Genomic DNA, 24,402 nt, shown 5'->3' with positions numbered 1-24,402 from the left:
CTGGTTCCAGCCGGTCTTCTGGCGGATAACCCACATTCGGATAGCCAAACAACGCTCCTGGGGAGACTTGTCGCGGGACCGTGTGACCATCTGGGGTTTCACAGACCGCCGATGACCGTCGTATCGATCGCCGAAAGGTATCGGTTGTGCGACGGATCGGTGGAGATGCTGGTCGTCGGTGTCTCAGCCGGCGCGTCGCTGCCGCATGCTGACGGACAGAGGTCCGCCCAGCACCCCGAAGAAGGGAGATAGACGGTGGCATTGGGACGTCGTCGGCTGCTGATTGGCTTCGCCGGTGCGGGTGGCCTGGCCCTGGCCGGATGCGGGTGGGTGCGAGAACCCGCGCCGCCACCCAAATCCGCCACAATCCGATTCGATCCCCCACCTGGCACCCACGATGTCCAAGCGCGCAGCATGGGCACTATCACCGCGACGGACGGGACGCTGCGGTGGGTCGAATGGATCGATGAAACGGGCAGATCACTGCCGGGCGCATCGACACCCGATAACCGAAGCTGGACCAGTGCCGAACCACTCGGCTACGGACATACCTACACCGCGAAAGCCGTGGCTCACGGCGAAACCGGCGACGTCACCGCGACGACAACCTGCACCACGGTGCGACCCCAACAACTCGTCGACGTCTCCCTGCGCTCCGCCAATCTCGTCGAGCTGGCCGAAAACGACACCTACGGAGTAGGTTTCGTGCTCGTCGCCCATTTCGACGCACCCGTCGATCGGGCAGCCGTAGAACCTCATCTCGAGGTCACCACCGAGCCGGCCGTCGCCGGTGCCTGGTACTGGCTCGACGATCAGAACGCACACTGGCGGCCCGAGCACTATCACGCACCGGGAACCAGGGTCACGGTCGCGGCCGAACTGTTCGGCCTCGCGCTCGGCGAAGGCCGCTACGGCCTGCGCGACCAACGAGTGTCGGTGATCATCGGGCCCGCGCACGTCGCGATCGCCGACGACGACACCAAACAGATCGAGGTCTTCGACAACGGAAACCTGGTGCGCACCATGCCCACATCGATGGGTAGGGGCGGCACCGCAACCATCGGCGGCAGAGCCATGTCGTTCTGGACCCGACCGGGCATATACACCGTGCTGGACCGAAAAGACCCGGTGATCATGGACTCCGCCAGCTACGGCCTGCCCACCAACTCCGGACTCGGCTACCGCACCAGTATCAACCATGCGGTCCGTATCAGCCACGACGGAATCTACGTTCACGAACTGGCCGCAAGCATGTGGGCCCAAGGCAACACCAACGTCTCACACGGCTGCCTCAACATCTCCCCCGACGACGCCGCATGGTTCTACGACTTCGTCATCTCCGGCGACGTCGTCGAGGTCCGCAACACCGGCGGCGACCCGCTCGACATCTGGCAGAACGGCGATTGGGGCATCCCCTGGTCCGACTGGCTTCGCGGCGGTGCACACACATGACGCAAACGAGGTGACCCAGCTTGCGAGGTGTTTGCCGTCCCCTTCCAGGGGTAAGGCGGCAGCAGCGCAATTCGCGCTGACCGTACTACCTGTCCAAGGAGACGATCGTGGAAGCAACGTCGATCAATACCACCGATGATGTCGTCACGTTCCTGATCGAGCAGCACATGCGCATTCGCGAACTGTTCGCCGAGGTCGAGCGGGCCCCAACGGCGGAACAGCGGGAGCAGAAGTTCTACGAACTGCGCCGCTTGCTGGCGGTCCACGAAACCGCCGAGGAAGAAATCGTCCACCCACGCTTCCGGCGAGAAGTTCATGACGGCGCCGACATCATTCAGGCGCGTCTCGAGGAAGAGAACAAAGCCAAGCGCCAGCTCGCCGATATCGAGGCGGTCGATATCGATTCTCCCGAGTTCGACGCCAAGCTTGCGGCCCTGCGCGACGGGGTGCTCGCACATGCCGAACACGAGGAGCACGAGGAGTTCAACCGGTTGCGTTCCCAGCTGGAACCCGATGAGCTCGAGCGTCTCCGCAAAGCGGTGAAATTCGCCGAAGCCATGGCGCCGACACGTCCGCACGCCGGCGTCGAGTCGGCGGGCGCGAATCTGCTCGTCGGACCATTCGCGGCCATGATGGACCGCGCCAAAGACGCCATCAGCAAACCTCGCACGAAATGATCACCGCCCCCGCGCTTCTGGGTCTACCGCATACCTAGCCCGGTTCAGCGCTGAGGTTGGTCCCACTGTCGTGGGCAGATAGGCACTGCTGAGGCGGCGTCGACGAAGCGGTCCGCAGTCCGTTCGTCCGGGCTGTTCTGGATCACTCCGGAGGTGTCGTCTCGTTGCCCGCAGATCTACGGTGGAGATATGACCGCCTTGGAAAATCGGCATGTGCTGGTCGCGCGGGACGGCGCCACCGTGCGCATCACCATGAATCGGCCGGAGCGGCGCAATGCGCTGTCGGGCGAGCATCTGGCCGAACTGCTCGCCTCGTTCCGGGCCGCCGGCGAGACCGACGCCACCGGGATAGTGCTGGGAGCGCACGGCCCGGTGTTCTCCGCGGGACATGATTTCGCCGACGTCGCCGCCCGCGATCTGCTCGGTGTGCGGGAACTGCTCACACTGTGCACCGAGCTTATGTCGACCATGCAGTCGGTGCCGCAGGTGGTGATCGCCCGGGTGCACGGTCTGGCCACGGCCGCCGGCTGCCAGCTGGTGGCCTCATGTGATCTGGCCGTCGCCGCCGAATCGGCCGGGTTCGCGCTCCCCGGCGGCAAGGGAGGTTGGTTCTGCCACACTCCCGCAGTGCCGGTGGCGCGTTCCGTCGGCCGTAAACGCCTGATGGAACTGGCCCTCACCGGCGACCCGATCGATGCCCGCACCGCTGAGCAGTGGGGCCTGATCAACCGAGCGGTGCCGGACGGCGAGCTGGACACCGCCATCGACGAGTTGCTCGCCCGCGCTACCCGAGGCAGCCGGGCCAGCAAGGCCCTCGGTAAACACACCCTCTACAGCCAACTCGACCGCCCCGAAGCAGATGCCTACGCCCTCGCCCTGGAAGTCATGGCCGCCGCCGCCCAACTTCCCGGCGCCCGCGAAGGGATGGCGGCCTTCCTTGCGAAGCGCCCGCCCGTCTGGCGCGATTAGCGCGGCAGTTGCCTTCGGCCGCTTGGCTGCCCGCGTTGTAAGCTCTCGATCCGCAGACCCTCCAAGTGCGGGAACCGGACGCCATCGGCCCAGGATCAGGACACCCGCGACATGATGAATCATCAAGCACCCGTTCGTGTTCCGATTTGGATCGATCACGCGAATCGTGCGAGATCCACGATTCACCCGGTGTCGCCTTCCCTTACCGCCGATGACGTATGTCAAGCTGTGCCGACCCCGAGTGAACGGAATGCCGGAACAGACAAGCGGGCAGCAGCCTGTTCGCGGCGGCCCTACACTCGACGCACACGCATGCTCTCGACGGAGGTGATCGGCGGTTGAACCCCAGGGATCCGCGCGACCAGCACACCGCACGTTACGAATCCGGTTTTCAGCCGGGGAACTACCGTGACCCGGCGTATAGCCAGGATCACGGATACAGCCAGGATCACGGCTACGGCCAAGATCACGGCTACGGCCAAGAAAACGGATACAGCCAAGACAACGGATACAGCAGGTATCAACAGTCTGATTATCCGGACCGGCAGTCTCGACCACAGCAGGGTCCTGACGTCAACATCGGTATGTTCGTTGGTGGTGTGTTCGCGGCGGCGGTGGTGACCGCGCTCGCGGGCTGGCTGTGCGCCTGGATCATCGAGATCATTGCCACCCGGGTGACCGAGAGCGGCAAGTTCGGGGTGTGGAACCCCATGTCCCAGGACGCGTACTGGTTCGCGGCCGTGGCCTTCATCTGCACGCTGCTGGCCGGGGTGCTCTGGTATCTGCTGCGCCTGGGCACTCCCTCACCGGAATTGTTCTTCAACTGGATCGTGGGAATCCTCACCGCCGCGGCGGTGATCATTCCACTGGCATTGTCGAGCCACCTCTGGATCGGTATCTCCACCGCGATCGAACATTTGGTGATCGGACTGCCGATCCTCAGCATGGTGCGCATGGTGGGCGCCAAGAGCGTCGTGAGCCAGTGAGGAACGGCCGACCCCGCCCACAGCATTCGGTACCGGTCTCGCCGCGCTGATCGCGGCGAGACGGCCTGCGGGCGACTTCAGTACGGGATAGGCTTGTTTTCCTTTGCCCAGGTCTCCTCGATATCACTCCCAACCGGTGGCGGGAAGAGGCCGGCGATCATCCAGGTGTCGCGGGCGACCTCGTTGATATTGAATTCGAGGTACAGGCCGCGATCGTGGGTGTAAGGGGCCATGAGCGTGTCGAGGCCTCGGGTCATGCGTTTTCGCATTTCGGGGTCGTCCAGTTGACGGGCGAGGTGGTCGATGGTGATGCGCACCGAGGCGGCGGTGGGTTTGCCGCCCACGTAGAAGGAGTCGGCAGCGAGTTCGTGGAACAGAGCTACGGCATAGAACTCCGGCAGACCGAAGCGGGCGTAGTAGGTGGTGATGTCCCGGGCGAAGTTTTGCTTGTCCTCGGGGGTATAGGTGTTCGCGGGGTGGTAAATGTGCCAGAGCGGCATGGTGAATTCCTTTGGGCCAAGCGATGTGTCAGCGACGGAAGGGAAGAACGAGGTTCTCGACGGGACCGGACAGGGAGGCCTTCACCTGCCGGGTGAACTCATCGACGAGGACCTCGTTCGCCCCCTCTTCCAGGCCATCGGCGACTGCGGCGGCGACCATGGCGGGGCTGAGTTTGGCGGCATCTATGGCCTTCACCATGTCGGTCTCGGCGAAGCCGAGGTGGACGCCGATGACCTGGGTGCCCTGCGCCGCCAATTCGATGCGCAGGGAGTTGGTCACAGACCACAGGGCGGCCTTGGACGCACCGTAGGCCGCGGCTCCGGAGCTCCAGGACAGCACGGAGTGGATATCCACCAGTGCGCCACCACCATTGGCGGCGAGGATAGGAGCGAAGGCTTGGGCGATGCGCAGGGGACCGAAGACGTTGGTCTCGAATGTTTCGGCCACATCGGCCATTTCGGCATGCAGTAGCGGCGCAGGGCGCAGTACACCCGCATTGTTGATGACTATGTTTACGTCAGTGGCCCGATTTGCCACGGCCGCAACCGAATCCGGATCGGTAACCTCCAATTCGAGCGGCACTACGCGGGCGTCATCGCCCGCCTCGGGCTTGCGGGCGGTGGCGTAGACCTTGGCCGCGCCACGCGCCAGGAGCTCGGCGGTGAACGCGCGGCCGAGGCCGCGCTGCCCGCCGGTCACCAGTGCGATAGCGCCTTCGATTCTGGTCATGTCTGCCTTCCTGATCGACCCCATCTTGGCTGACTATGTATAACTATAGCCAACATTCTGGTTCAGCGGCAGAGCACGGTCGCAACCGAATTTCATCGCGTGTGGGGCCGAAAGATCGAGGTCGGGCAGCTTGGTGCGCGGTGAGTTGCCGTGACATAGCTGGCGGGATCGGTAACAATGCCGCGCATGACGGTGGCGGCGAGCGACGGATTGCTAGATCGGCAGGCTGATCAGGCGCTCAATGCGACACCGTGCGCGACATTTCGGCCCGACATCGAGGGGTTGCGAGCAGTCGCCGTACTGGCCGTTGTGCTTTTTCATGTGAACATGCCCGGCGTCGGGGGCGGATTCGTTGGTGTCGATGTCTTTTTCGTCATTTCCGGCTTCCTCGTCACCGGAATTCTTTGGCGGGAAGCAGCTTCCGCCGACACTGTCGGGCTGGTGCGGTTCTACGGCGCACGGGCCCGCCGTCTGCTGCCCGCGGCGGGCGTCGTGGTGGTTGCCACCGCGATCGGCGCGGCGGTGCTACTGCCGCCGCTGCAGGCTCGCCAGGTCCTCGGCGATGGGATCGCCAGCGCCTTGTATACCGGGAACTATCGGCTCGCGCTACGCGGCACCGACTACCTGGCGGGCGGCACGTCTCCATCGCCGTTTCAGCACTTCTGGTCGCTCGGTGTGGAGGAGCAGTTCTATCTGTTGTGGCCCGTACTGATCGCGGTAACGGCCTGGTTCGCGCGGCGCCGCCGAATCGGATCGGCAGCTGTGTTCCCGTACCTGATCGTTGTTGCGGTAGCCGCCGCGCTCTCCTTCGCGATCTCGCTGATCTGGACCAGCACGCTGCCACCGTGGGCGTTCTTCTCGCTGCCGACGCGGGCCTGGGAACTGGGCACCGGCGGCATCGTCGCGCTGTCGACCGCTGCGTGGTCGCGTTTGCCGAAAGCGGTCGCCGCCCCTGCTGGATGGATCGGGCTGGTCCTGATCGTCGCGGCATGTACCCACCTGAACGGGACGACACCGTATCCCGGCGCTGCGGCACTGCTCCCCGTTCTCGGTACTGCCCTGGTGATCGTATCGGGTTGTGGGGAAACACGATTCGGGGTTGGTCGCGTACTGGCGCTGCCGGTAATGCGGGCCATCGGCCGCCTGTCGTACTCCTGGTATCTGTGGCACTGGCCGGTATTACTGCTGGCACCGCGCGTGCTTGGTCACCAACTCGGACTGGGTGGCTCTATGGGCGCGGTCATGACGGCAGGCGGACTCGCCATGCTCACATTGTGGCTGGTCGAGAATCCGGTTCGCTTCGCCGCCCCGTTGCGAGGGTCAGCCGTACGCAGCCTCGCCTGCGGCGGCGCGATCACCGCGGTCGCCGGTTGTGCGGGACTGATGCTGCTGATGCTCGTACCTGTCCCGGTCGGCCGTGGCGCGGCGGCCGCGGCTCTCACACTCGCTACGCCGGCGGTACCGGCCGCTCCCAGCGCCGACGCACGCGATGCGGCGGTCCGGCAGCTGACCGCGCAGACGCAGGCCGCAGTCGCTGCTTCGGCCGAAATCCGAGCTGTCCCTTCGAATCTGAGCCCCGCACTGGCCGACGCGCCCGGCGACAAGGCGGGCGTGTTCGTCGACGGCTGCGTGCGATCGTGGCGTGAGGTGGGACAGGCCGAGTGCGCCTCCGGCGATCCGGACTCGGCCACTACAGTGGCCCTCGTCGGTGATTCACACGCCGCGATGTGGCATCCGGCGTTCGAGCCGATCGCCGCGCAGCGGCACTGGCGGCTGGAAACCATGGCCAAGGTCACCTGTCCGTTGCTCGGGTTGCCCATCACCAGTCCCTATCTGGGCCGCGAGTACACCGAATGCGAGCAGTGGCGCGACCAGATCCTGTCCCGGTTGCGGGCCGAACGCCCCCGCCTGATCGTGCTGAGCATGTCCCGGCGCTACGGCGCCGACTTCGGCTTCGTCTCTTACGACCAGGCCTGGGTCGACAGCTTGAACCGCCTGGTCGGCCAGCTGCGAGCGACGGGAGCGGCGGTCCTCGTGCTCGGGCCGATCCCCGATCCGCACGCCACCGTGCCGGTATGCCTATCCGAACATATCGACGATCCGGCGGCATGCACGCCGGCCCGGCCGGTCGCGGTCGATGATGCGGGTATCGGGGCCGAGCAGGCGGCAGCCATCGCCGGCGGCGGCCAGTACGCCGATCTGACCGCCCTGTTCTGCACGACCGCCCGCTGCCCCCTCATCATCGGTGACAACCTGGTGTACCGCGACGACAACCACCTCACCGTCGGTTACGCCAGAACACTCGGACCGGTCATCGCCGCACTCGCTGACCACGCGCTCGCCAACGGCTGAGCCGAGCTCGATTCAGGTAGCCGAAGGCCGAAAACGTCGGTCGGTTGCCCAGAAAGTCTCTGGCCCAATGGATTTAGATCCACGCATCCTCTGCGTCGAGCCGCCCTCCCCTGGGCGCCAGGCGAAAGACGGCGTCAACAACCCGAAAGACCGGGCAAGGATGTTGGATCATCATTTCCCGATTCTGGGAATGACCGATACTCGAATCGCGTCGGTCCCTGGGAGTAGAGGATTACGGATGTCGCTATTCGTTGGTCCACAGCCGAGCGACAACGAGGCGCTGCGATGAGCCCGACCGTCGACCACTATAAAGTCGTCGAGCTGACGGTTCCCGGTTACGCATCGGACACGCTCAAAAGCGCCGTCCGCGCCACCCGCGCTGCGATCCAAGCCAATGTCGACAACCTGGGCGCGGGCACTCCGTCCAGGGCCCCGAAATTCGTGAAACTACTGCGCGACAACAAGATTATCGACGACAAGAATCAGTCGATCACGACCACCAACCACAACGAAACCGTCTCCGCGCTGCGCGACATCGAAGCCTCGATGGACGCGAACGACGAAGGTGTCGACAGCTCGACCTACGGAACATACTCCGTGGCGGGCGACGCATATGACGACATCGAGACAGCGGTCAACCGGCTCCAACGCACCATCGACGACGCAAAGAACACACCCGGACCCCGCGTCGACCCGGCAGGCAGAGAATACTGGCCGGAATCGGTGGAGGGCCCGCTGCGGACCGCATGCGCCACCGCCGCCGCGACAGTAGAGCAGCGGATGCGTGACGCCGCGACCGACATCCAGCGCCATGCCGATCACATCAACAACTCCGTCCCCGACAACCCGATCAGCAGCAGCTACGGTGGGACCACGGCGCCGTTGACGACACCGTGGTCCGGCCACAGTTATGTGCCGCCCGCCGACTCCAGCACTATCGACAAGATCAAGGGATTCGCCGAGAACGAACTCGGCGTCACCGAAATCGGAACCAACCACGTGAACCGCCCCTACAACATCGATGACGCATGGTGCGCGTCCTTCGCCACCTGGGTGTGGAAGCAGTCCGGCATCGACGTCGGCTGGAGCAACAAGAACTACGTGCCCAGCGTCTGGTCCGACGCCGCAGGTAAGGGCTGGGCCGATAGCGACATGTCCAGCGCCCGCCCCGGGGACCTCGTCGTTTTCGGCGGCCAACACCACATCGGTGTCGTGGTGGCCCGCAACGGCAACAGCATCACCACCATCGAAGGCAACTCCGGCGACGCCGTACGCCAGCACACCTACAACCTCTCCAGCGGAAATTTCACCGGCGTCATACACCCGCCGGCGAAGACCACGGCCAACGTGTAACCGCCGGCCGCCCAGTGCTGGAAGGACCGGGGAAGGTCTGCCGGAACCGATAGGGTGGTTTCGATGTCCAGAATCGATGAGTCTGCGAGCCGAGTTGCCGCGGTCGCCATGCGGTCGAAACGGATGGTGGCGGTTGCGGAATCGTTGACCTGCGGGCAGTTGTCGGCGGCATTGGGCGCTGCCCCGGACTCGGCGCGGTGGTTGCGGGGTGCGGTGGTTGCCTACAGTGCTGATGTCAAACGGCAGGTCCTGGGCGTTCCCGACGTACCTGTCGTGTCGGAGACCGCGGCTCGAGCCATGGCGATCGGCGTGCGGAAATTGCTGGGCGCGGACGTGGCTGTGGCTGTGACGGGGGTCGGCGGCCCTGATCCCCAGGACGGTGAACCGGCGGGGTCGGTATGGCTGGCGGTCCACGGCGAGGGTGGGACTTGGGCACGACATGAGCTCTTCGATGGCGAACCCGAAGATGTGCTGAGGCGCACGGTCGAAGTCGCCCTCGACATGGTGCGCGAGGCAATGGACGACGCCTCGCTCTGACGTCTGCGGCGGTTGCCCGCGGTGCCGAGCAAGCATCTGTCGATCCGAGGCGGGTATTGCCGGGTCACGACTTGCCCTTGCTCGTATGCGTGGAAAGCGTCACCGATAACTACGCGGTAGACGGGTAGCCCACCGATATCCACCGCCGAGCGAGAAGGAGCGACAGTGACCCGATTCGGATACACACTGATGACCGAGCAGAGCGGCCCGCGCGAGCTCGTCCGCTATGCGGTCGCCGCTGAACAGGCAGGATTCGACTTCCTGGTCAGCAGCGACCACTACGCACCGTGGCTCGAGGAGCAGGGACACGCCCCGAACGCCTGGACCACCCTCGGGGCCGTCGCGCAGGCGACCCGGCGAATCCCGTTGATGACCTACGTGACGTGCCCGACCATGCGCTACCACCCCGCGATTGTGGCGCAGCAGGCGGCGACGTTGCAGATCCTGGCCGAAGGGCGGTTCACCCTTGGGCTCGGAAGCGGCGAGAGCCTCAACGAACACGTGATCGGTGCGGGCTGGCCCGGGCTCGAGGAACGGCTGGAGCGACTCGCGGAGGCCATCGGCATCATTCGTGATCTGCACGCGGGCGGGACGGTCAGCCGACTCGGCGACTGGTATCGAGTCGACGCCGCTAAGGTCTGGGACTTGCCGGACCAGCCGGTACCGATCGCGGTCGCGGTATCCGGACCACGATCGGTGCAGCGATTCGCCCCATTGGCCGACGAGATGGTCAGCACCAGTCCCGATGCCGAACTCGTTCGGTCATGGCATAGCGTGCGCGCGAACGACTCCGCTGCGGCGAAGTCCCGCGTGACCGGGCAACTGCCGATCAGCTGGGATACCGACCGCGACAAAGCAATCCAGCGCGCCCACGAACAGTTCCGGTGGTCTGCGGGCGGCTGGGATGTCAACTCGAACCTGCCGACGCCGGCGAGTTTCGCGGCCGCGACGCAGTTCGTGCGCCCGCAAGATATCGCCGAGACGATCCCGTGCGGTCCCGATCTCGACGCCATCGTGGCGGCGGTGCGGCCCTACCAGGACGCTGGCTTCACCGACATCGCTGTCGTCGAAATCGGCGACGAACAACAGGACCGATTCCTCGCCGAGGCCGCCGAACCCCTGCTGGCGAAACTCCGCGCGGCCGATACCGATTCCTGAACTGATGGGCCACAGCTCGAGCCGCCTACGGTGGCTGCCTTCTTGTCAGGCGATCCGCTTCAGATAGTCGGCTCCGGTTCGGAACGTTCAGCGAGTTCGGCGATCAGCGGTTGTGCCGCGTCGGGGATCTGTATGTCGGTCCAGTGATAGGTGCTGCTCCGATGGCCGTCGGTGACGGTGAGTTCGTAGTCGAACTGATCCGGCATCGGTGGACGGTGTGTCGGTGTGTTCCGCTCGGGCAATGTGTTGTTGAGCAGGTCGGTGATGACCGGTGCCTGCTCGGCGGGCAGATCGCGCGCGTCGACCGAGGTCGTCATCTCTATTCCGGCGAGGCCGCCGCTTCGCCGGAATTCGAGACGTACGTCGGATGTGGCCATAGACACGATGGTATTCGTGGCCGTCGGGTTCAGCGCAGCGTGACTTTCACGGCATCCCATGCCGATTCCACCGCGTGCGCTTCATTGCTGACCCTTCCGAAACGGTAGCGGGCCTGCTTCAACGTCAGAGCGGCGAAGTTGCCGAAGGTGGCGTTGGGTTTGAGCCCGGGGTCGACGAGCGCGTCGTACCAGACTGTTCCCGGCGTCTTCCACGCTTCCCCGCCCAGCGTGGTGGCGAGCACGTAGAAGGCGTGGTTCGGGATGCCCGAGTTGATGTGGACGCCACCGTTGTCCCTGGTGGTCTGCACGTATTTGGACATATCGGCGGGTTGGTTGTCATGAGGGTTGGCTGTGCCGGGGGCCTTCAGCGATCGCAATGCAGGTGACAGCAGCGGTCCCACGATGTCCGCACCGATCAACCAGTCGGCTTGATCCGCGGTCTGGGCGAGGTGGTACTGCTGCACCAACGATCCGAAAACATCGGACAAGGATTCGTTGAGTGCGCCGGACTGGTTGGAATAGGTGAGATTCGCCTCGAACTGGGTGACCCCGTGGGTCAACTCGTGCGCGACCACGTCGAGGCTGCGGGTGGTGTCGGTGAATATCTGGCCGCTTCCGTCACCGAAGAACATGTGTCCCTGTCCATCCCAGAACGCGTTGTCGTATTTGGCGCTGAAATGCACCATAGCGGCGATCGGCATGCCCTGGTCGTCGATGGAGTCGCGTTGGAATACGTTCCAATAGAAATCGTAGGTGGCGCCGAAGTTGTCGTAGGCGGAGTTGATCGACGGGTCGGCAACCGGCGGCTGACCTTCGGCTCGAACAAGCGTGCCCGGCACCATCGCAGTGGAATGCCGCTGGTCGAAGATCGATCGCTGCGGTATACCGTTCGATACCGCGCCGACGGCCTGTTGCGGTCGTGGTCCCTGTCGGCCGACGGCTTCGGCCCGCATCATTCGGATGCTGTTGTCCAGATCCATGGAGGCAAGCAGTTCTGCTCGCTGTTCCGGCGGAAGTTCACGCGCGACCGACTGCAGTAGGTCGGGTGGGAGGATGCACGCTGTTGGGTATCGCATTTTCTGCTCCGTTTCGGGTGCTGTGCGGCGGCTGATTCTGGATGGGCGGGCCAGTATGGGCGCGGCGAAGGCCAGCGCGGAGTCGAGGTTTACCAGGACCGTTCGGCCGCTCGACGTTACCCGGGCGTCTTATCTGTCGAAAACGCTTGTGGCGCTGTCGATTCAACTTGTTTCCGCACGGTTGAGCGGACAGATCATTGGCTTGTGCCTTACCGCCTGGACCGGCTTCGACCTGCGTATTCATTGTCGGACTGCGCATAGCTGCGGACACGGGTAGGCGACTACTCCTTATCTCTTATCGAGGCGATTGAGCGGGCCGAGTAGCGTCCAGCAGGGTAAGCGGGGCGTGCCGTGTCGGCCTCGCGTGAAAGGTGCCGCGGGCCTTGGCTGTTAGGCCTCGCATACCCCGTCGGCGTGTCGGCAAATGTTCAGTCGACTTCGCGGCACAATCAGCGGATGGTGCTCAGCCGAAGATCGTTGCTGGCGTTGGCTGCGGCGCTACCTGCCGCCGGGCACGCGGCGGCCGCGCAGCGGCCACCTTCGGTGCCGCGATACACCATGACCGCGTTCACCGATGACAGCGAAACCGATCTGTATGTTTACGAATCCGACGATGCGATCACCTTCCGGCAGCTGAGCGGGCCCGCCTACCGGCCGCCGACGGGTCTGCTGCGCGACCCCAGCGTCTTTCGCAATATCGATGGCTACTACTACCTCACCTACACCACCGGCTGGGAAGGGCGAACCATCGGTTTCGCCTACAGCGCGGACCGGCTGAACTGGAGTCATCTCTACGACATCATGGTGCCGCTGCCGGGCGTGACATCGACCTGGGCGCCGGAGTGGTTCATCGACACCGACGGAAGCATCAGTGTCATCGTCTCGTTGTCGGACGGCTACCGGTTCACACCGCACCTGACCACCGCTGACCCGAAACTGCGCTCATGGAGCGCACCGAGGCCGCTGATCGGGCTGGCCCAGCCCGACAACACCTCCTACGGCTATATCGACACCACCGTGGTCCGCGCAGCTGGGCGCTACTACGCCTTCACCAAGAATGAATCCACCAAATACATCGAACTCGCCGTCGCCGATCATCTGCTCGGCCCGTACACCTTTGTGGCAAACGACGATTGGGCCGGTTGGGGCGCGCCCGTCGAAGGACCGTGCATCATCGCGCTCCCCGGCGGCGGCTGGCGAATCTATTTCGACGCCTATACCGACCACCAATACTTGTACAGCGACTGCTACGACAACTTCCGAACATGGACGACACCTGTCGAACTCCCCGACCTATCAGGCACGGTCCGCCATTTCACGGTCTACCCGGAGTTCATCGAACAGCCCGACAGTTGATACGACCTCGCTCGAATGGTCAGCGAGCGTCGGCCCATTTTGCCAGCCAGCTTTCGTTTTCGACGGCGATGGTGTTCTCGCAGTCGTCGACGAATTCCGACCACTGCGGTGGACCGGTCGGGGATCCCGCTGTTCGCCAGTGGTCGAGCAGTCGCTGTAACCGGTTGGCGGTCGCGAGATAGCTGATGACCAGGAAGTCATATCGCTTACTTGCGAGATAGGCGACCAGCGCACCGCTGAGTGTGGTCAAAACGGCTATCCATGGTGCGATTCGGGTGGCGGCGTCGGCGCTGACCGCGGTGCTGACCGACGCCGCCATCGTGGCGATCAGCCCCAGTGCGATGGCGACCCGACGCAGGAATTGTGCTCGCGCGCAATACCGTCGAGCGGTCGGGCGATAGTAATTGGTGATCTGGCCTTCGACGCGTTTGCTCGCATACTGCTCCGGTGTCAGCGGCCCAGGTGCGGGTCCCACGGGCGGCGCCTCCTCGAGGAAGCACAGGAGGTCCTCGGCGGCCTGTTCGAGCTCTTCGACTTCGGCGCGAAGCTGCGCGACTGTGCCCGGAATCGCGCGAAACCTGAAGATCTGCTGTCGCATTCCCTCCGATACCGCCCGCGCGCGGGTCCAGCGCCGGACCGCTTCCGAGGTCAGTAACTGTGCTCCGACATAGGTGGCACCTGCCAGTGCCGCCGCACCGGTGGCCGCGACGATGCGCGAGCTCAGCCCGGACTGCCGCAGCACCGTAGCCGTCAGTGCGGCCGCGATCGCTCCCCAACTGCTCAGGTACAGCACCGTCAGCCGGAGTCGGTCGATCCGCAGTTTCATCCGGGTGGCCGCATGGGACCAGCGAATCCGCCTCTCCCAGAGGGCATTCACCAGCTCGTCATCGGAAGCCACTGTCATTTGCCCTCCTCACCCTTGATCGGCAGATTCGGGCACAGTTTGTGGTAAGGGATTTTCGGCGAGACCCAGGAGTTCCAGCGTTCCCGGCTCATGTTGGAGGTCATCTTGTCGCACAAGATGTCTGTTGATGCGGTCGGGACCGGCCGAACACGGATGGTTCCGTCGTAGCTCGTCGACACGACATCCTTGCCGTCGGGGCTGAACTCCACATGCGTTACCGGTTGGGTGTGTCCCATGAGGGCAGAACCGATCTGACTGTGCTTCTGGACATCCCACAAACGAACGGTGCTGTCCTCACCTCCGGTGACGATGGTTCGGCCGTCGGGGCTGAACGCGAGGTCGCTTACCCAGCCATCGGTCCGCATGGGATCGCCGATGGGATCTCCGGTCTGCGCGTTCCACAGCCGTACCGTCTTGTCCTGGTATGCGACGGCGAGCGTGTGGCCGTCCCGACTGAACTCTATGTCCTTGACCCAGCCTTGGCCTTTCAGGACCTTACCGATCTGCTGGCCCGAGTTCGTATCCCAGAGGCGGACACTCCAGTCCCGGCCGCCGGTGGCGAATTGTCGACCGTCGGGGCTGAATTCGAAGGCATTCAACGCGGGCTGTCGAATTGGAACACCGATCGGCTGCATCGTGTCGATGTCGCGTATCTGGATATCAGTGCCGTTGTCCGTCGCGAGTTTTCGGTCGGCGACGCCGAATGCCAGACGCTTGGTGTCCGGCGGTATGGCGATCGAGTTCCCGACCGGAGCACCGCTGGCCAGGTCCCAGTGTCGCAGCATGGTGGTAGAGATCGTGACGATCTGCGTGCCGTCGGGGCTGAAGTGCCATGCGGGCACGCCCTCGATCGGGATCACCGCAGCCAGAGGTGCCCCGGTACGGGCATCCCACTGCCGTATCGTCGCATCGACACCGTCGGACACGATCCGAGTGCCGTCCGGGCTGAATTCCGCGGCGAGAACTCCCCCGTTGTGCCCGCGGAGAACCTGTCCGCCAGCGGCGTCCCATTCGCGCAGCGTTTCGTCGAAGCCACTGGAAACCAGACGCTGTCCGTCAGGGTAGAAGGCGACCGCGCTGACCGCGAATTCGTGTCCCACCAACGGTTCTCCGACCGGCTGGCCGGTCGCGGTATCCCACAGCCGCACCGTCTTGTCGTCGCTTGCCGAGGCGAGCCGGGATCCGTCGCGGCTGAACACCACTCGCTCGATAGCGGCGGTGTGGCCGCGCAGCGGTTCGCCGATCGGCTGGCGGGTATGGGCATCCCACAGCCGGATCGTGGTCTCGGAACCACTCGCTGCGATTCGGGTGCCGTCCTGGCTGAACGTGACACTGCTGAACTCTTCTCCGGGTACGCGTATCAGCTCGCCGATCTGCTGACGGGACTCGATATCCCACAGCCGAACCGTGCCATCGAAACCTGTTGACGCGACCGTGTTATCGACGCCGACCGCGACGCTCATCACCTCTCTCTCGTGTCCGCGCATAGGCTCACCGAACTGCTGGCGGGATTCGACATCCCACACTCGTAGCGTCTTGTCCGAGCTGCCCGACACGATTCGGCGGCCGTCCCGGCTGAACGCGACGCTGGTGAGCTGTGCTTCGTGTCCGCGAAGCGGTTCGCCGATCGGCAGGCGGGTCTCGGCATCCCACAGCCGCAATGTGTTGTCGACACTGGCGGTCACGATGCGTTTGCCGTCGGGGCTGAACGCGACCTGCATCACCTCCCGCGTGTGCCCGGTCATGAACTCGCCGATGGGCTTCCAGGTTTCGGCGTCCCACAGCTGGATGTGCTCACCATGACTGGACACGACGCGCGTGCCGTCGGGACTGAAATCGACGCTGCGAAGGTCGCCGCCGCCGGTGGGGATGATCTTGCGCAGGTTGCGTAGCTGATTCACGGCGCTGAGCAACGAGTATTCGCCGTTGTTGCGGTTCGGAAAACTGCGCGCGGCAAGCACACTCTGCATGGCGAGCACGTCGTCGTTGACGCCCGGATACGAACCGGACAGCATCAGTTGCGAATTCGCGAGCAGTGCCAACGCGGTCGCATCCCGGCTGCGCGCGGTCGCGTCTTTCTCCGCTCTCGATGCTTTGAGGAACAAGAATCCGGCGGCCAACGCCGCGACTACCGCTAACGCCAACGCCACCCGCAGTATTTGCGACCGCCGTCGCAGCACCCGGGTGTACTCCTGCGCCTTTTCCTTGGCCTGAGTTTCCGCAGCCGCCAAGGCCTCCGCGGATTCCTGACGCTCCCGCGCCGCCCGCAGGTCTGCCTCGACGCGCTCGTCTGCACACCGCCGGGAGGCGAGCAGGAATTCCCGCGTCGGGTTGAGCCGCTCCCGGAAACCCGGTTCGGCGGCGAGGGATTCGGCATCATCGAGTCGGCTGCCGACGAGCAGCCATTCGTCGCTGCGCGCGTTGGCTTTCCAGGCGTGCGCCGCGCGTTCCAACTCGTCGGCGTTCTTCAAGTCGGTGGACTGCTCGCGCAGCCACGTGGCGAGCGTATCCCATTGGCGCAGTAAGCTTTCCAACGCGACTTCGACAACAACCTCGCCGTCGCGCTCGTCGCGGACCAGCAGGCGCCTGGCGATGAACGCCTCGAGCAGCGGGTGGCTCTCCGACGGCAGGTCGAACCAACGCGCCGCGCGCCGCATCGGCTGGTCGTTGTCCGGATTAATCGTCGCCAGCCACGGTACGAACGCGGTGCGCAGCACCTTCAATTGCCGCTGCCTGGCTGAGAGATCCGCGGCGAGCAGCTCGTCGATCTCGCACTGCACGACGCGGCGCAGCCCTCCCATCGCGTTGTACTCGGCGAGTGTGATCTCTGCGTCGCCGTAGTCCTGGTAGAGCCGTGCCAGCGTGAGGGAGAGCAGCGGCAGCGTATCCGCGCCGCGCGACCAGTCGTCGAGCAGTCGGTCGACCAGGTCGGGCGCAAACGAGAGTCGGCTCCCGGATTCCCGCGCGCGTCGAGCAGGTCCACAGATCACCTCTTTGAATTGAGCCTGCGGCATAGGTTTCAGATCATCGAACGGGCGGACCTCCAGGGCGGCCGACTGCGGCGCGGTCTGCAGTGGCTCGTACCGGTCGGAGCGAATTGTCGCGATCGCGATCATCGGCAGCGCGTCGTCCGCGCCGAGCAGTTCTGCGAGCACACCGAGGAAGGCGCCTGCCTGCTCACCCGCGTCGACGCCGAATAGTTCCTCGGCCTGGTCGATCGGCAATACGAGCGTGGGTGGCACGTTGTCGGTCGCGTCGATAATGCGATCCTTGGCGGCCTGCTGCGCCTCGGTCAGCCATGCACACAGACGGGTGACATCCCGAATTCCTTCCTTGATCGCACCGAGGCTGGGTGTGTGCAATCCCATGCTGTCGCGTAGGTCGTGAATCGAGTGTGCGAATCCGCTGCCGCCGGTGAGCGCGTTACGTTGCGGCCGGACGATGCCCATCGGCAGGAAATGCCGGTCATCGCGATGCAGGCGCGGTAGCAAGCCCGCCCGCAGGAACGACGATTTGCCGACGCCCGACGGCCCGAGAATGACGAACATTTGACCCTCGCCGCAATTGCGCATTCCCCGTATCGCATTCAGAGCGCGACCGACCTGGGTGTCGCGCCCGAAATACACTGCGGCGTCCACCTGTTCCAGTGGCTGCCAGCCGCGATACGGTGTCCGGTCCGGTTCGTCCGGCGGCGGCCAAGCAAAGGTATCTGCCCCTATCCCGGCCGCGCGCAAACCGTCCCGGAGTCGCAGTAGACCATCGGTGAGCAGTCGCACCGGGGGTGACTCACCGTCCACCGCGATCTCCGTTTTCGGACCGTCACCGAACAGGTCGCAGCGCTGCCATTCGGTAGTGATATCGCGACCGGTCAAAGGCTGCAACCGAACCGCGAAGATCGGCTTGTTCAGGTCCTCGGCGTGGCGGTATTCGACTTTGCATTCGCGCGATGCGTCCCAATTATCGGAAACGAGACAGATAACCGCTTCGCACCGGTCGCTCGCGCGGCGCAGCGCGTCTTTCCACCGCACGCCCACCGGAATTCCGGTCTGTCGGTCCAGATCGAGAAAAATCTCACCGGTCAGGCCTGGATCGGCTGCGGTCAGCCACGTCTTGAGGGCGATCGCTTCGCGATCGTCCCGGCTGGAGTGACTGAGAAAGACCCTGGACATTGGGCTACACCACCGTGTGTCAACCCCGGCGGAAGCCCACGCCGAATATCGCAAGCGTCATACGAAAATCCTGCGCTCGAACAAACCGACGCACGCGAGTATCGGCTACTCGATATTCTGCGCAAACACTACGCAAGGTTGTTTACTTGGCAGGGTGTTCGTGTCGTCGGCATCGATGCAGGCCGGAATCGAGTGCGAGGAGGGCTAGTGACCAACAGTGTGGTTCGCCGGGCTGCTAGTTGAGCGGCTGGACCAGCGGCGAAGTTCATTCATGTGCTGACTGCCGGGCTGTCCGGAATCGATCAGCTCGTCGAACGCGACGAGGAGGCCGCGCCGGCCGATCGACCGACGGTGTGCAGGTGACGTAGCGCCTGGGCGTATGAGCCGAACAGGCTGGTCTGGCGATAGGGAACACCGATTTCAGCGCAGAATGCGGCGACCAGCGGTTGGGCTCGGCGCAGGTTGGCCCGGGGCATGGATGGGAACAGGTGGTGCTCGATCTGGTAGTTCAGGCCGCCGAGGGCGGCATCGGTCAACCACCCGCCGTGGACATTGCGAGATGTGAGCACTTGACGGCGCAGGAAGTCGGTGGAACCAGGTGTGGGCAGTACGGCCATCCCCTTGTGGTTGGGTGCGAAAGTGCACCCCATGTAGAACCCGAACAGGCCTTGCTGAACGACGAGGAAGGCAATCGCTTTAGCCGGGGACAACACCAGGAACACCGCGGACAGATACAAGATCGCGTGGGCGCACAGTAGCGCGGCCTCCCAAGCCCAGTACGGCGTCGCCCGTCGTGCCACGGCTCGAACGCTGGCGGTGTGCAGGCTGCCCGCTTCGAGCAACAGCATCGGGAAGAACAGCCATGCCTGGTATCGGAATATCAGCCGCCGGATGCCGCGGCTGGCCCGCGCCCGCACATCGGAGTGTGCCAGCACGCCCATGATGTCGGGGTCGGCGCCCTCGGTATTGGGGTTCGCGTGGTGCCGGTTGTGATTGCCGACCCACCAGCCGATGCTCAACCCGATGCCGAGATTCCCGCAGATCATGCCGAACAGCTGATTGGCTCGGCGGGTGCGAAAGATCTGCTGATGCCCGGCGTCGTGGCCGAGGAAGGCGAACTGAGCGAAGATCGCGGCCAGAAACACCGCGGTGCCCAGCTGCCACCACGAGTCACCGATGAGTGCGAACGCCGTCCATCCGGCGGCCAGCCCCACCACCGTGACCGCGATCAGCCCACCGTAGTAGCGCAGCCGCCGGGTGAGCAGTCCCGCTTGTCGCACTCGGCGAGACAACCTGGCGTAGTCGCTGCCCCGCTCCCCTGATCGGTCGCGTTCGACGCGCGGGTCGGTTTCGGTCAGTGTCACGCGTTGGCCCCTATCGATACATCACCGGCTGCGAAGGATGCCCGCAAACCTAGCGGTGTGGACCGAACAATAGCCTGATATAGCTCGAACACTGGGGGTCGGTGTGGCGATCGAACTGCCGAACGGAGCTCCGACCACGGCGACCGAGGGCGACTCGGCCTCGGGGCCTCGTCATAAATCGGAGAGTTGTCTTCGAAATGTTCCCCAGTTTCCACCGATTCGTGTGGTAGCCAGCGGTAAGCTCTACTTGACGCCTTACCGTTTACCAGATGGCGTCCCTGTTCGGTCCGGCCGATGAAGCAACTGTCGGCCTCGCCGGAGGATGTGCTCCATCCGGGGCAAATCATGTGAACTTCACCAAGCAACCAACCGCGTGCCAGCAGCATTCGATCGGCACGTGATGCATTCAGAGCTTGATTCCGGCAACTTGGCAGCGTCGCCTGGTTCGCGGACTTCATAGAGCTCGTCGGGGTCTACATCACCGAATTCGGCGTACCAGACAAAAGGTGCGTATGGGCCCAACAGGGCGACTACGGGGATGTTGAGAATAATTCTCGATTCAAACCTTTAGTTGAAGGATGAAAAATGTCCAATAAGACAGTCAAAACCGTTGCCGCCACTGTTATGGCCTTGCCTCTGCTAGTCCTCGCAGCTCCCGCAGCTTCTGCCGAATCACCGTCGGCATCCGCCACTCCGGCCGGTTCGGTCGTGTTGTGTTTCCCGCTCGGTAGCGTCGTTTGGTGCATCTGAGATTCTCGGCACGCTCGAACTGGGCTAGCCGGTCGAGGACCGGCTAGCCGGTCGAGGAAGCAATTTCATGCTTCCGGTGCGTCGTGCGCGACGCACCGGAAGCCTAGATGGCAGGTAGCGGTGTCTTCGGTCTGACCTTGTCGGGCCGCGGGCCGGTACCGAAGGCAGTAGTCGGCCGCACACAGATACGATCCGCCCTTGATGATGCGGCGTGGAAATCGTTGCGGCGCTGTTGGTTCGGGGGTGTCCACGCGCGGATTGTGTGGGGCACAGCAGGTCGGCGTCGGGTGCTGCGGGCGGAAGTAGTCCACAGTCCACTCCCAGACATTGCCGGTCAGATCGTGCAGACCGTAGCCGTTCGGTGAATAAGTCCCGACCGCTGTGGTGCCGGGCGTCCCGGTCTGCCCGCGACCGGGGTGGAATTGCCACGGAAATGCGCCGACCCAGATGTTGGCCATGCGCCGGCCGGTGGGTTCGAACTGCTCGCCCCAGGCGTAGGTGGCCCCGTCCAGTCCGCCGCGGGCGGCATACTCCCATTCGGCCTCGGTCGGCAGCTTTTTACCGACCCAGGCCGCGTATGCAGTGGCGTCCTCGTAGGCGACCTGGGTGACCGGGTGGCGGTCGAGCCCGTCGAGTGTGCTGCCGGGCCCGCGCGGGTGGCGCCAGCATGCGCCGGGCACATACCGCCACCAACGGCGCCAGTTGTCCAATGGCACCGGTCCCTTGGTGGGTTGGAATACCAGTGCCCCCGGAATCAGGTTCTCCGGCTCCGCCTCCGGGTAGTCCTCGGCCGCGGGAGTACGTTCGGCGACCGTGACGTATCCGGTCTGTTTCACGAAGCGTCGGAACGCGGCGTTGGTCACCGGATGCGGATCGATCCAGAACGAATCGACCCGCACCTGGTGCACCGGCCGCTCCTCGGGGAAGAAGTCCTCCGATCCCATCGCGAAGCTGCCGCCGGATATCCGGACCATGCCTCGCCGGACATCGTGACGGGTTGCGGTAGCCACGGATCGCCGCCTCAATCGCGCGAAAATGCCGCAGCCGCCGCCATTTCCAGGTCCTGGTAGGGCTTGCCGCTCACGTCCTCGATGACCTGGTGCATCGTTCCCCCGGTGAACGGGAACGGTGAGCGGTAGCTCGCGGATACGGACTGACCGCTGTCGCGGCCGACGCGGATTCCTTCTCCGACGCCGGAGAAAACGATGGGCTGGGTCCGCATGTCATCGAGAGAGCCGACCGGGTTCTCATCGATGTACAAGACGGCCTCACCGGTGGGTGTGAAGTTATCGGGGCGGGTACCGTGGCGCTCGTACCGGATGCCGAGGATGTGGTCGCCCAGCGGGACCGTTCGATCGGAGACGATGGTCTGCTCTTCCTCACCGAGGAAGTTATAGGTGTAACAAAGGTGGCCGTCCTTGACGTAGAGGGTGTGTCCACCAAGTCGGCCGCCATGAGCGAAGAGCACCCCTTCGGCATCGGCATTGTCGATCGTCGCCTCTGCGAGCAGCGCGAACGACCGTCCCTGAATCTCCAGCGCCGCCCCGGGGCCCACATCCGCGACGCCTGGATAGTAGACAGCGCTGTCCCGATTCGCACCGTACGTCGGGCGGTGACGCGTCATCATGGAGATGACGTCGAGATCGTTGAGCGGGAAGCCGTTGTATTTCTCCGCCTCCGAGAACCACAGCGCCTTCAGCTCCTCCAGCTTCTCGGGATGAACATCGGCCAGGTCGTGCATCTGGCTGCGGTCCTGCTCGATATGGAACAGTTCCCAGCGGTCCTGGTCGAAATGCCCCCAGCCGGACGGACATGCCGCGTGAACGGTGTCGGCGAACCACCCGTCTTGCCAGATCCCGCGCGTGCCGAGCATCGAATAGAACTGCGTGTGCTTACCGACGTCCGCGTTCGCGTCATCGAACAGCGCCCGGAAACTGATGCCTTCCAAAGGACGCTGTCGTACGTTCTTCACCGTATCCGGGGGTGTGATGCCGAGCAGGTCGTAGACGGTCGGGGTGACATCGCAGACGTTGAGGTACTGGTGGCGCACCTCGCCGCGGGCCGCCACACCGGCCGGCCATGACATCAGGCACGGGTCAGCGATGCCGCCTTCGTGCGAGGCATATCGCTTGTACAGCTTGTACGGGGTGTTGAACGCCATCGCCCAGCCGATGCTGTAGTGGCTGTAGGTGGTCGGCGAACCCAGCTCGTCGAGCTTGCCCAGACTGTCCTCGATCGTGTCGATGTAGCCGTTGAAGAACTTCATCTCATTGGCGGTGCCATTCGGCCCACCCTCGCCGCTGGCACCGTTGTCCGAGAAGGCGACGATGATGGTGTTGTCCAGTTGGCCGCTTTCTTCGAGATAGTCCAGTAGTCGGCCGATCTGCGCGTCGGTGTAGGACAGGAATCCGGCGAATACCTCGGCCTGCCGTCGGAACAGCCGCTTCTCGTCCTCCGACAACGAATCCCACGCCCGCACCGTATCCAGCGCCGGCCACGGCTTGCCGTCCGCGCTGGTGACATTCGAATACGGATTCATCGGCGACAATTCGGTGTTCTCCGGCACCAGACCCATGCGCTTCTGGTTCTCCAGGACGATCTCGCGATACTTCTCATAGCCCATGTCGAACCGGCCGCGGTACTTGTCGGCCCATTCCCGTGGTACGTGGTGCGGCGCATGCCCGGCTCCCGGGCACAAGTAGGTGAACCACGGCTTGTCGGGGGCAACCACCTTCGAATCGCGGATGAACTCGATCGCCTTGTCCGCCAGATCCTTCGACAGGTGATATCCGTCTTCCGGAGGGTAAGGCTGCGAAATCGGGTGATTGTCGTACACCAGATTCGGATACCACTGGTCGGCCTCGCCGCCCAGGAAACCGTAAAATCGCTCGAACCCACGCCCCAGCGGCCAATGCCGCTTGGATGCGGCCAGATTCTCCTCTTCCAGTGGAGTCATATGCCATTTGCCGACCGCGTACGTATTCCACCCACGCTCGGCGAGAACCTCCGAGCACAGCGCGGTTTCGGCCGGTATGCGCCCACACATACTCGGGAACCCGTCGGTGAACTCCTCGATGGTCGCCATACCGACCGAGGTCGCATTCCGGCCGGTCATCAAGGAGGCGCGTGTGGGTGAACACAGGGCGGTGGTGTGGAACTGCGTGAACTGCACACCGCTATCGGCGATGCGCTTCATATTCGGCATCTCGACCAGACCGCCGTAACAGTCCCAGGTGCCGATCCCGATGTCGTCCCACACCAGATACAACACATTCGGCGCGCCCCGCGGCGCCGTCGGCTCTGCGTAAGGCCCCCAATCGGGGACCGAATCACGTATGTCGAGCGCGACCTTCCCCTCGAACTTCCTGGCCATCATCCACCTCCGATAACGAGAGCTGTTGGTTTGCCATTCGTCCTGTTGTCCAGGCTCCGGACCTCATGCGGGTTGAAACGCGAACGCCGATCGGTGCGGCCGTGGTGTCGGGACAGGCGCGCCCAGCTCCGGTGATGCGGCGGAGAGTTCGGATATTCGATTCGACGTGTGGTGGTCACGTACTTCGCGGACATGATGTCCGAATATTCGCTGATCAACGCGTTCCGTACTCAGAGAGTACGGCGTCGGACGGCGCTGTGTCACCACTTGCGGTCAGTCCCACAGGGCGGCCTACACCTCGCACCGACGAAAAAGACGG

At 64.1% G+C, this 24,402-nt stretch carries 18 protein-coding genes; 9 read left to right on the top strand and 9 right to left on the bottom strand.

The genetic code is table 11. From position 1 onward, the window contains the following. Window positions 1-255 precede the first annotated feature (255 nt). From AB0J47_RS26890 to AB0J47_RS26875, 4 genes are all read left to right on the top strand, one after another. A complete protein-coding gene (locus AB0J47_RS26890) occupies window positions 256-1,452 on the top strand; it encodes an Ig-like domain-containing protein (protein WP_364351588.1) in 1,197 nt (398 codons plus the stop codon). 107 nt (window positions 1,453-1,559) lie between these two features. Then, window positions 1,560-2,129 (top strand): hemerythrin domain-containing protein, encoded by a 570-nt coding sequence (locus AB0J47_RS26885; RefSeq protein ID WP_364351585.1) that lies wholly within the window; start codon window positions 1,560-1,562, stop codon window positions 2,127-2,129. A 189-nt stretch (window positions 2,130-2,318) separates the two neighbouring features. Beyond that, on the top strand, window positions 2,319-3,098 hold the full coding sequence (locus tag AB0J47_RS26880; RefSeq protein ID WP_364351582.1) for an enoyl-CoA hydratase-related protein: 780 nt from the start codon (window positions 2,319-2,321) through the stop codon (window positions 3,096-3,098). A 338-nt stretch (window positions 3,099-3,436) separates the two neighbouring features. Next, window positions 3,437-4,084 (top strand): hypothetical protein, encoded by a 648-nt coding sequence (locus AB0J47_RS26875; protein ID WP_364351579.1) that lies wholly within the window; start codon window positions 3,437-3,439, stop codon window positions 4,082-4,084. 77 nt (window positions 4,085-4,161) lie between these two features. Here the strand turns inward: AB0J47_RS26875 and AB0J47_RS26870 are convergent, their stop codons facing one another. Both AB0J47_RS26870 and AB0J47_RS26865 read right to left on the bottom strand, forming a co-directional pair. Beyond that, complete coding sequence (locus tag AB0J47_RS26870; protein ID WP_364351576.1) at window positions 4,162-4,584, bottom strand: tautomerase family protein; 423 nt, start codon at window positions 4,582-4,584, stop codon at window positions 4,162-4,164. A 28-nt stretch (window positions 4,585-4,612) separates the two neighbouring features. Continuing rightward, complete coding sequence (locus AB0J47_RS26865) at window positions 4,613-5,314, bottom strand: SDR family oxidoreductase (protein ID WP_364351573.1); 702 nt, start codon at window positions 5,312-5,314, stop codon at window positions 4,613-4,615. 186 nt (window positions 5,315-5,500) lie between these two features. Between AB0J47_RS26865 and AB0J47_RS26860 the strand changes: the two genes are divergently transcribed. The 4 genes from AB0J47_RS26860 to AB0J47_RS26845 all read left to right on the top strand — a co-directional run bounded on the left by AB0J47_RS26860 (window position 5,501) and on the right by AB0J47_RS26845 (window position 10,714). After that, entirely contained in the window at window positions 5,501-7,666 is a 2,166-nt protein-coding gene (locus AB0J47_RS26860; RefSeq protein WP_364351570.1) for an acyltransferase family protein, read from the top strand. Between the two features lie 285 nt (window positions 7,667-7,951). Beyond that, a complete protein-coding gene (locus tag AB0J47_RS26855; RefSeq protein WP_364351567.1) occupies window positions 7,952-9,019 on the top strand; it encodes a CHAP domain-containing protein in 1,068 nt (355 codons plus the stop codon). 63 nt (window positions 9,020-9,082) lie between these two features. Further along, entirely contained in the window at window positions 9,083-9,556 is a 474-nt protein-coding gene (locus tag AB0J47_RS26850; protein ID WP_364351564.1) for a CinA family protein, read from the top strand. Window positions 9,557-9,721: 165 nt separating this feature from the next. Then, window positions 9,722-10,714, top strand: a complete 993-nt coding sequence (locus AB0J47_RS26845; protein ID WP_364351561.1) for a TIGR03557 family F420-dependent LLM class oxidoreductase — start codon at window positions 9,722-9,724, stop codon at window positions 10,712-10,714. Between the two features lie 59 nt (window positions 10,715-10,773). Here the strand turns inward: AB0J47_RS26845 and AB0J47_RS26840 are convergent, their stop codons facing one another. Beyond that, window positions 10,774-11,091: a protealysin inhibitor emfourin gene (locus tag AB0J47_RS26840; protein ID WP_364351558.1), complete on the bottom strand. Its 318-nt coding sequence runs from the start codon at window positions 11,089-11,091 to the stop codon at window positions 10,774-10,776. Between the two features lie 29 nt (window positions 11,092-11,120). Beyond that, entirely contained in the window at window positions 11,121-12,167 is a 1,047-nt protein-coding gene (locus AB0J47_RS26835) for a M4 family metallopeptidase (protein WP_364351555.1), read from the bottom strand. Window positions 12,168-12,623: 456 nt separating this feature from the next. Here AB0J47_RS26835 and AB0J47_RS26830 point away from each other — a divergent pair, with 456 nt between their 5' ends. After that, window positions 12,624-13,523, top strand: a complete 900-nt coding sequence (locus AB0J47_RS26830; RefSeq protein ID WP_364351552.1) for a glycoside hydrolase family 43 protein — start codon at window positions 12,624-12,626, stop codon at window positions 13,521-13,523. A gap of 19 nt (window positions 13,524-13,542) precedes the next feature. Here the strand turns inward: AB0J47_RS26830 and AB0J47_RS26825 are convergent, their stop codons facing one another. The 5 genes from AB0J47_RS26825 to AB0J47_RS26805 all read right to left on the bottom strand — a co-directional run bounded on the left by AB0J47_RS26825 (window position 13,543) and on the right by AB0J47_RS26805 (window position 24,083). Further along, window positions 13,543-14,427: a DUF4231 domain-containing protein gene (locus AB0J47_RS26825; RefSeq protein ID WP_364351549.1), complete on the bottom strand. Its 885-nt coding sequence runs from the start codon at window positions 14,425-14,427 to the stop codon at window positions 13,543-13,545. Continuing rightward, window positions 14,424-18,596: a TIR domain-containing protein gene (locus AB0J47_RS26820; protein WP_364351546.1), complete on the bottom strand. Its 4,173-nt coding sequence runs from the start codon at window positions 18,594-18,596 to the stop codon at window positions 14,424-14,426. Before AB0J47_RS26820 ends, AB0J47_RS26825 begins: the two co-directional genes overlap by 4 nt. Before the next feature lie 302 nt (window positions 18,597-18,898). After that, window positions 18,899-19,960, bottom strand: coding sequence for an acyl-CoA desaturase (locus tag AB0J47_RS26815; protein WP_364351543.1), 1,062 nt, complete (start codon window positions 19,958-19,960; stop codon window positions 18,899-18,901). Between the two features lie 815 nt (window positions 19,961-20,775). Continuing rightward, a complete protein-coding gene (locus AB0J47_RS26810; protein WP_364351670.1) occupies window positions 20,776-21,684 on the bottom strand; it encodes a formylglycine-generating enzyme family protein in 909 nt (302 codons plus the stop codon). A gap of 47 nt (window positions 21,685-21,731) precedes the next feature. Next, a complete protein-coding gene (locus AB0J47_RS26805) occupies window positions 21,732-24,083 on the bottom strand; it encodes an arylsulfatase (RefSeq protein ID WP_364351540.1) in 2,352 nt (783 codons plus the stop codon). Window positions 24,084-24,402 lie beyond the last annotated feature (319 nt).

It is taken from the genome of Nocardia sp. NPDC049737 (assembly GCF_040674755.1).
GTDB lineage: Bacteria > Actinomycetota > Actinomycetes > Mycobacteriales > Mycobacteriaceae > Nocardia.
This window is presented reverse-complemented; position numbering and strand designations above follow the sequence as displayed.

What these genes read in the sequence shown, in the direction of transcription:
- AB0J47_RS26880 (WP_364351582.1), top strand. Translation starts at nt 2,319, where the DNA reads ATGACCGCCTTGGAAAATCGGCATGTGCTGGTCGCGCGGGACGGCGCC.
- AB0J47_RS26870 (WP_364351576.1), bottom strand. Translation starts at nt 4,584, where the DNA reads ATGCCGCTCTGGCACATTTACCACCCCGCGAACACCTATACCCCCGAG.
- AB0J47_RS26865 (WP_364351573.1), bottom strand. Translation starts at nt 5,314, where the DNA reads ATGACCAGAATCGAAGGCGCTATCGCACTGGTGACCGGCGGGCAGCGC.
- AB0J47_RS26860 (WP_364351570.1), top strand. Translation starts at nt 5,501, where the DNA reads ATGACGGTGGCGGCGAGCGACGGATTGCTAGATCGGCAGGCTGATCAG.
- AB0J47_RS26855 (WP_364351567.1), top strand. Translation starts at nt 7,952, where the DNA reads ATGAGCCCGACCGTCGACCACTATAAAGTCGTCGAGCTGACGGTTCCC.
- AB0J47_RS26850 (WP_364351564.1), top strand. Translation starts at nt 9,083, where the DNA reads ATGTCCAGAATCGATGAGTCTGCGAGCCGAGTTGCCGCGGTCGCCATG.
- AB0J47_RS26840 (WP_364351558.1), bottom strand. Translation starts at nt 11,091, where the DNA reads ATGGCCACATCCGACGTACGTCTCGAATTCCGGCGAAGCGGCGGCCTC.
- AB0J47_RS26835 (WP_364351555.1), bottom strand. Translation starts at nt 12,167, where the DNA reads ATGCGATACCCAACAGCGTGCATCCTCCCACCCGACCTACTGCAGTCG.
- AB0J47_RS26830 (WP_364351552.1), top strand. Translation starts at nt 12,624, where the DNA reads ATGGTGCTCAGCCGAAGATCGTTGCTGGCGTTGGCTGCGGCGCTACCT.
- AB0J47_RS26825 (WP_364351549.1), bottom strand. Translation starts at nt 14,427, where the DNA reads ATGACAGTGGCTTCCGATGACGAGCTGGTGAATGCCCTCTGGGAGAGG.
- AB0J47_RS26820 (WP_364351546.1), bottom strand. Translation starts at nt 18,596, where the DNA reads ATGTCCAGGGTCTTTCTCAGTCACTCCAGCCGGGACGATCGCGAAGCG.
- AB0J47_RS26810 (WP_364351670.1), bottom strand. Translation starts at nt 21,684, where the DNA reads ATGGTCCGGATATCCGGCGGCAGCTTCGCGATGGGATCGGAGGACTTC.
- AB0J47_RS26805 (WP_364351540.1), bottom strand. Translation starts at nt 24,083, where the DNA reads ATGGCCAGGAAGTTCGAGGGGAAGGTCGCGCTCGACATACGTGATTCG.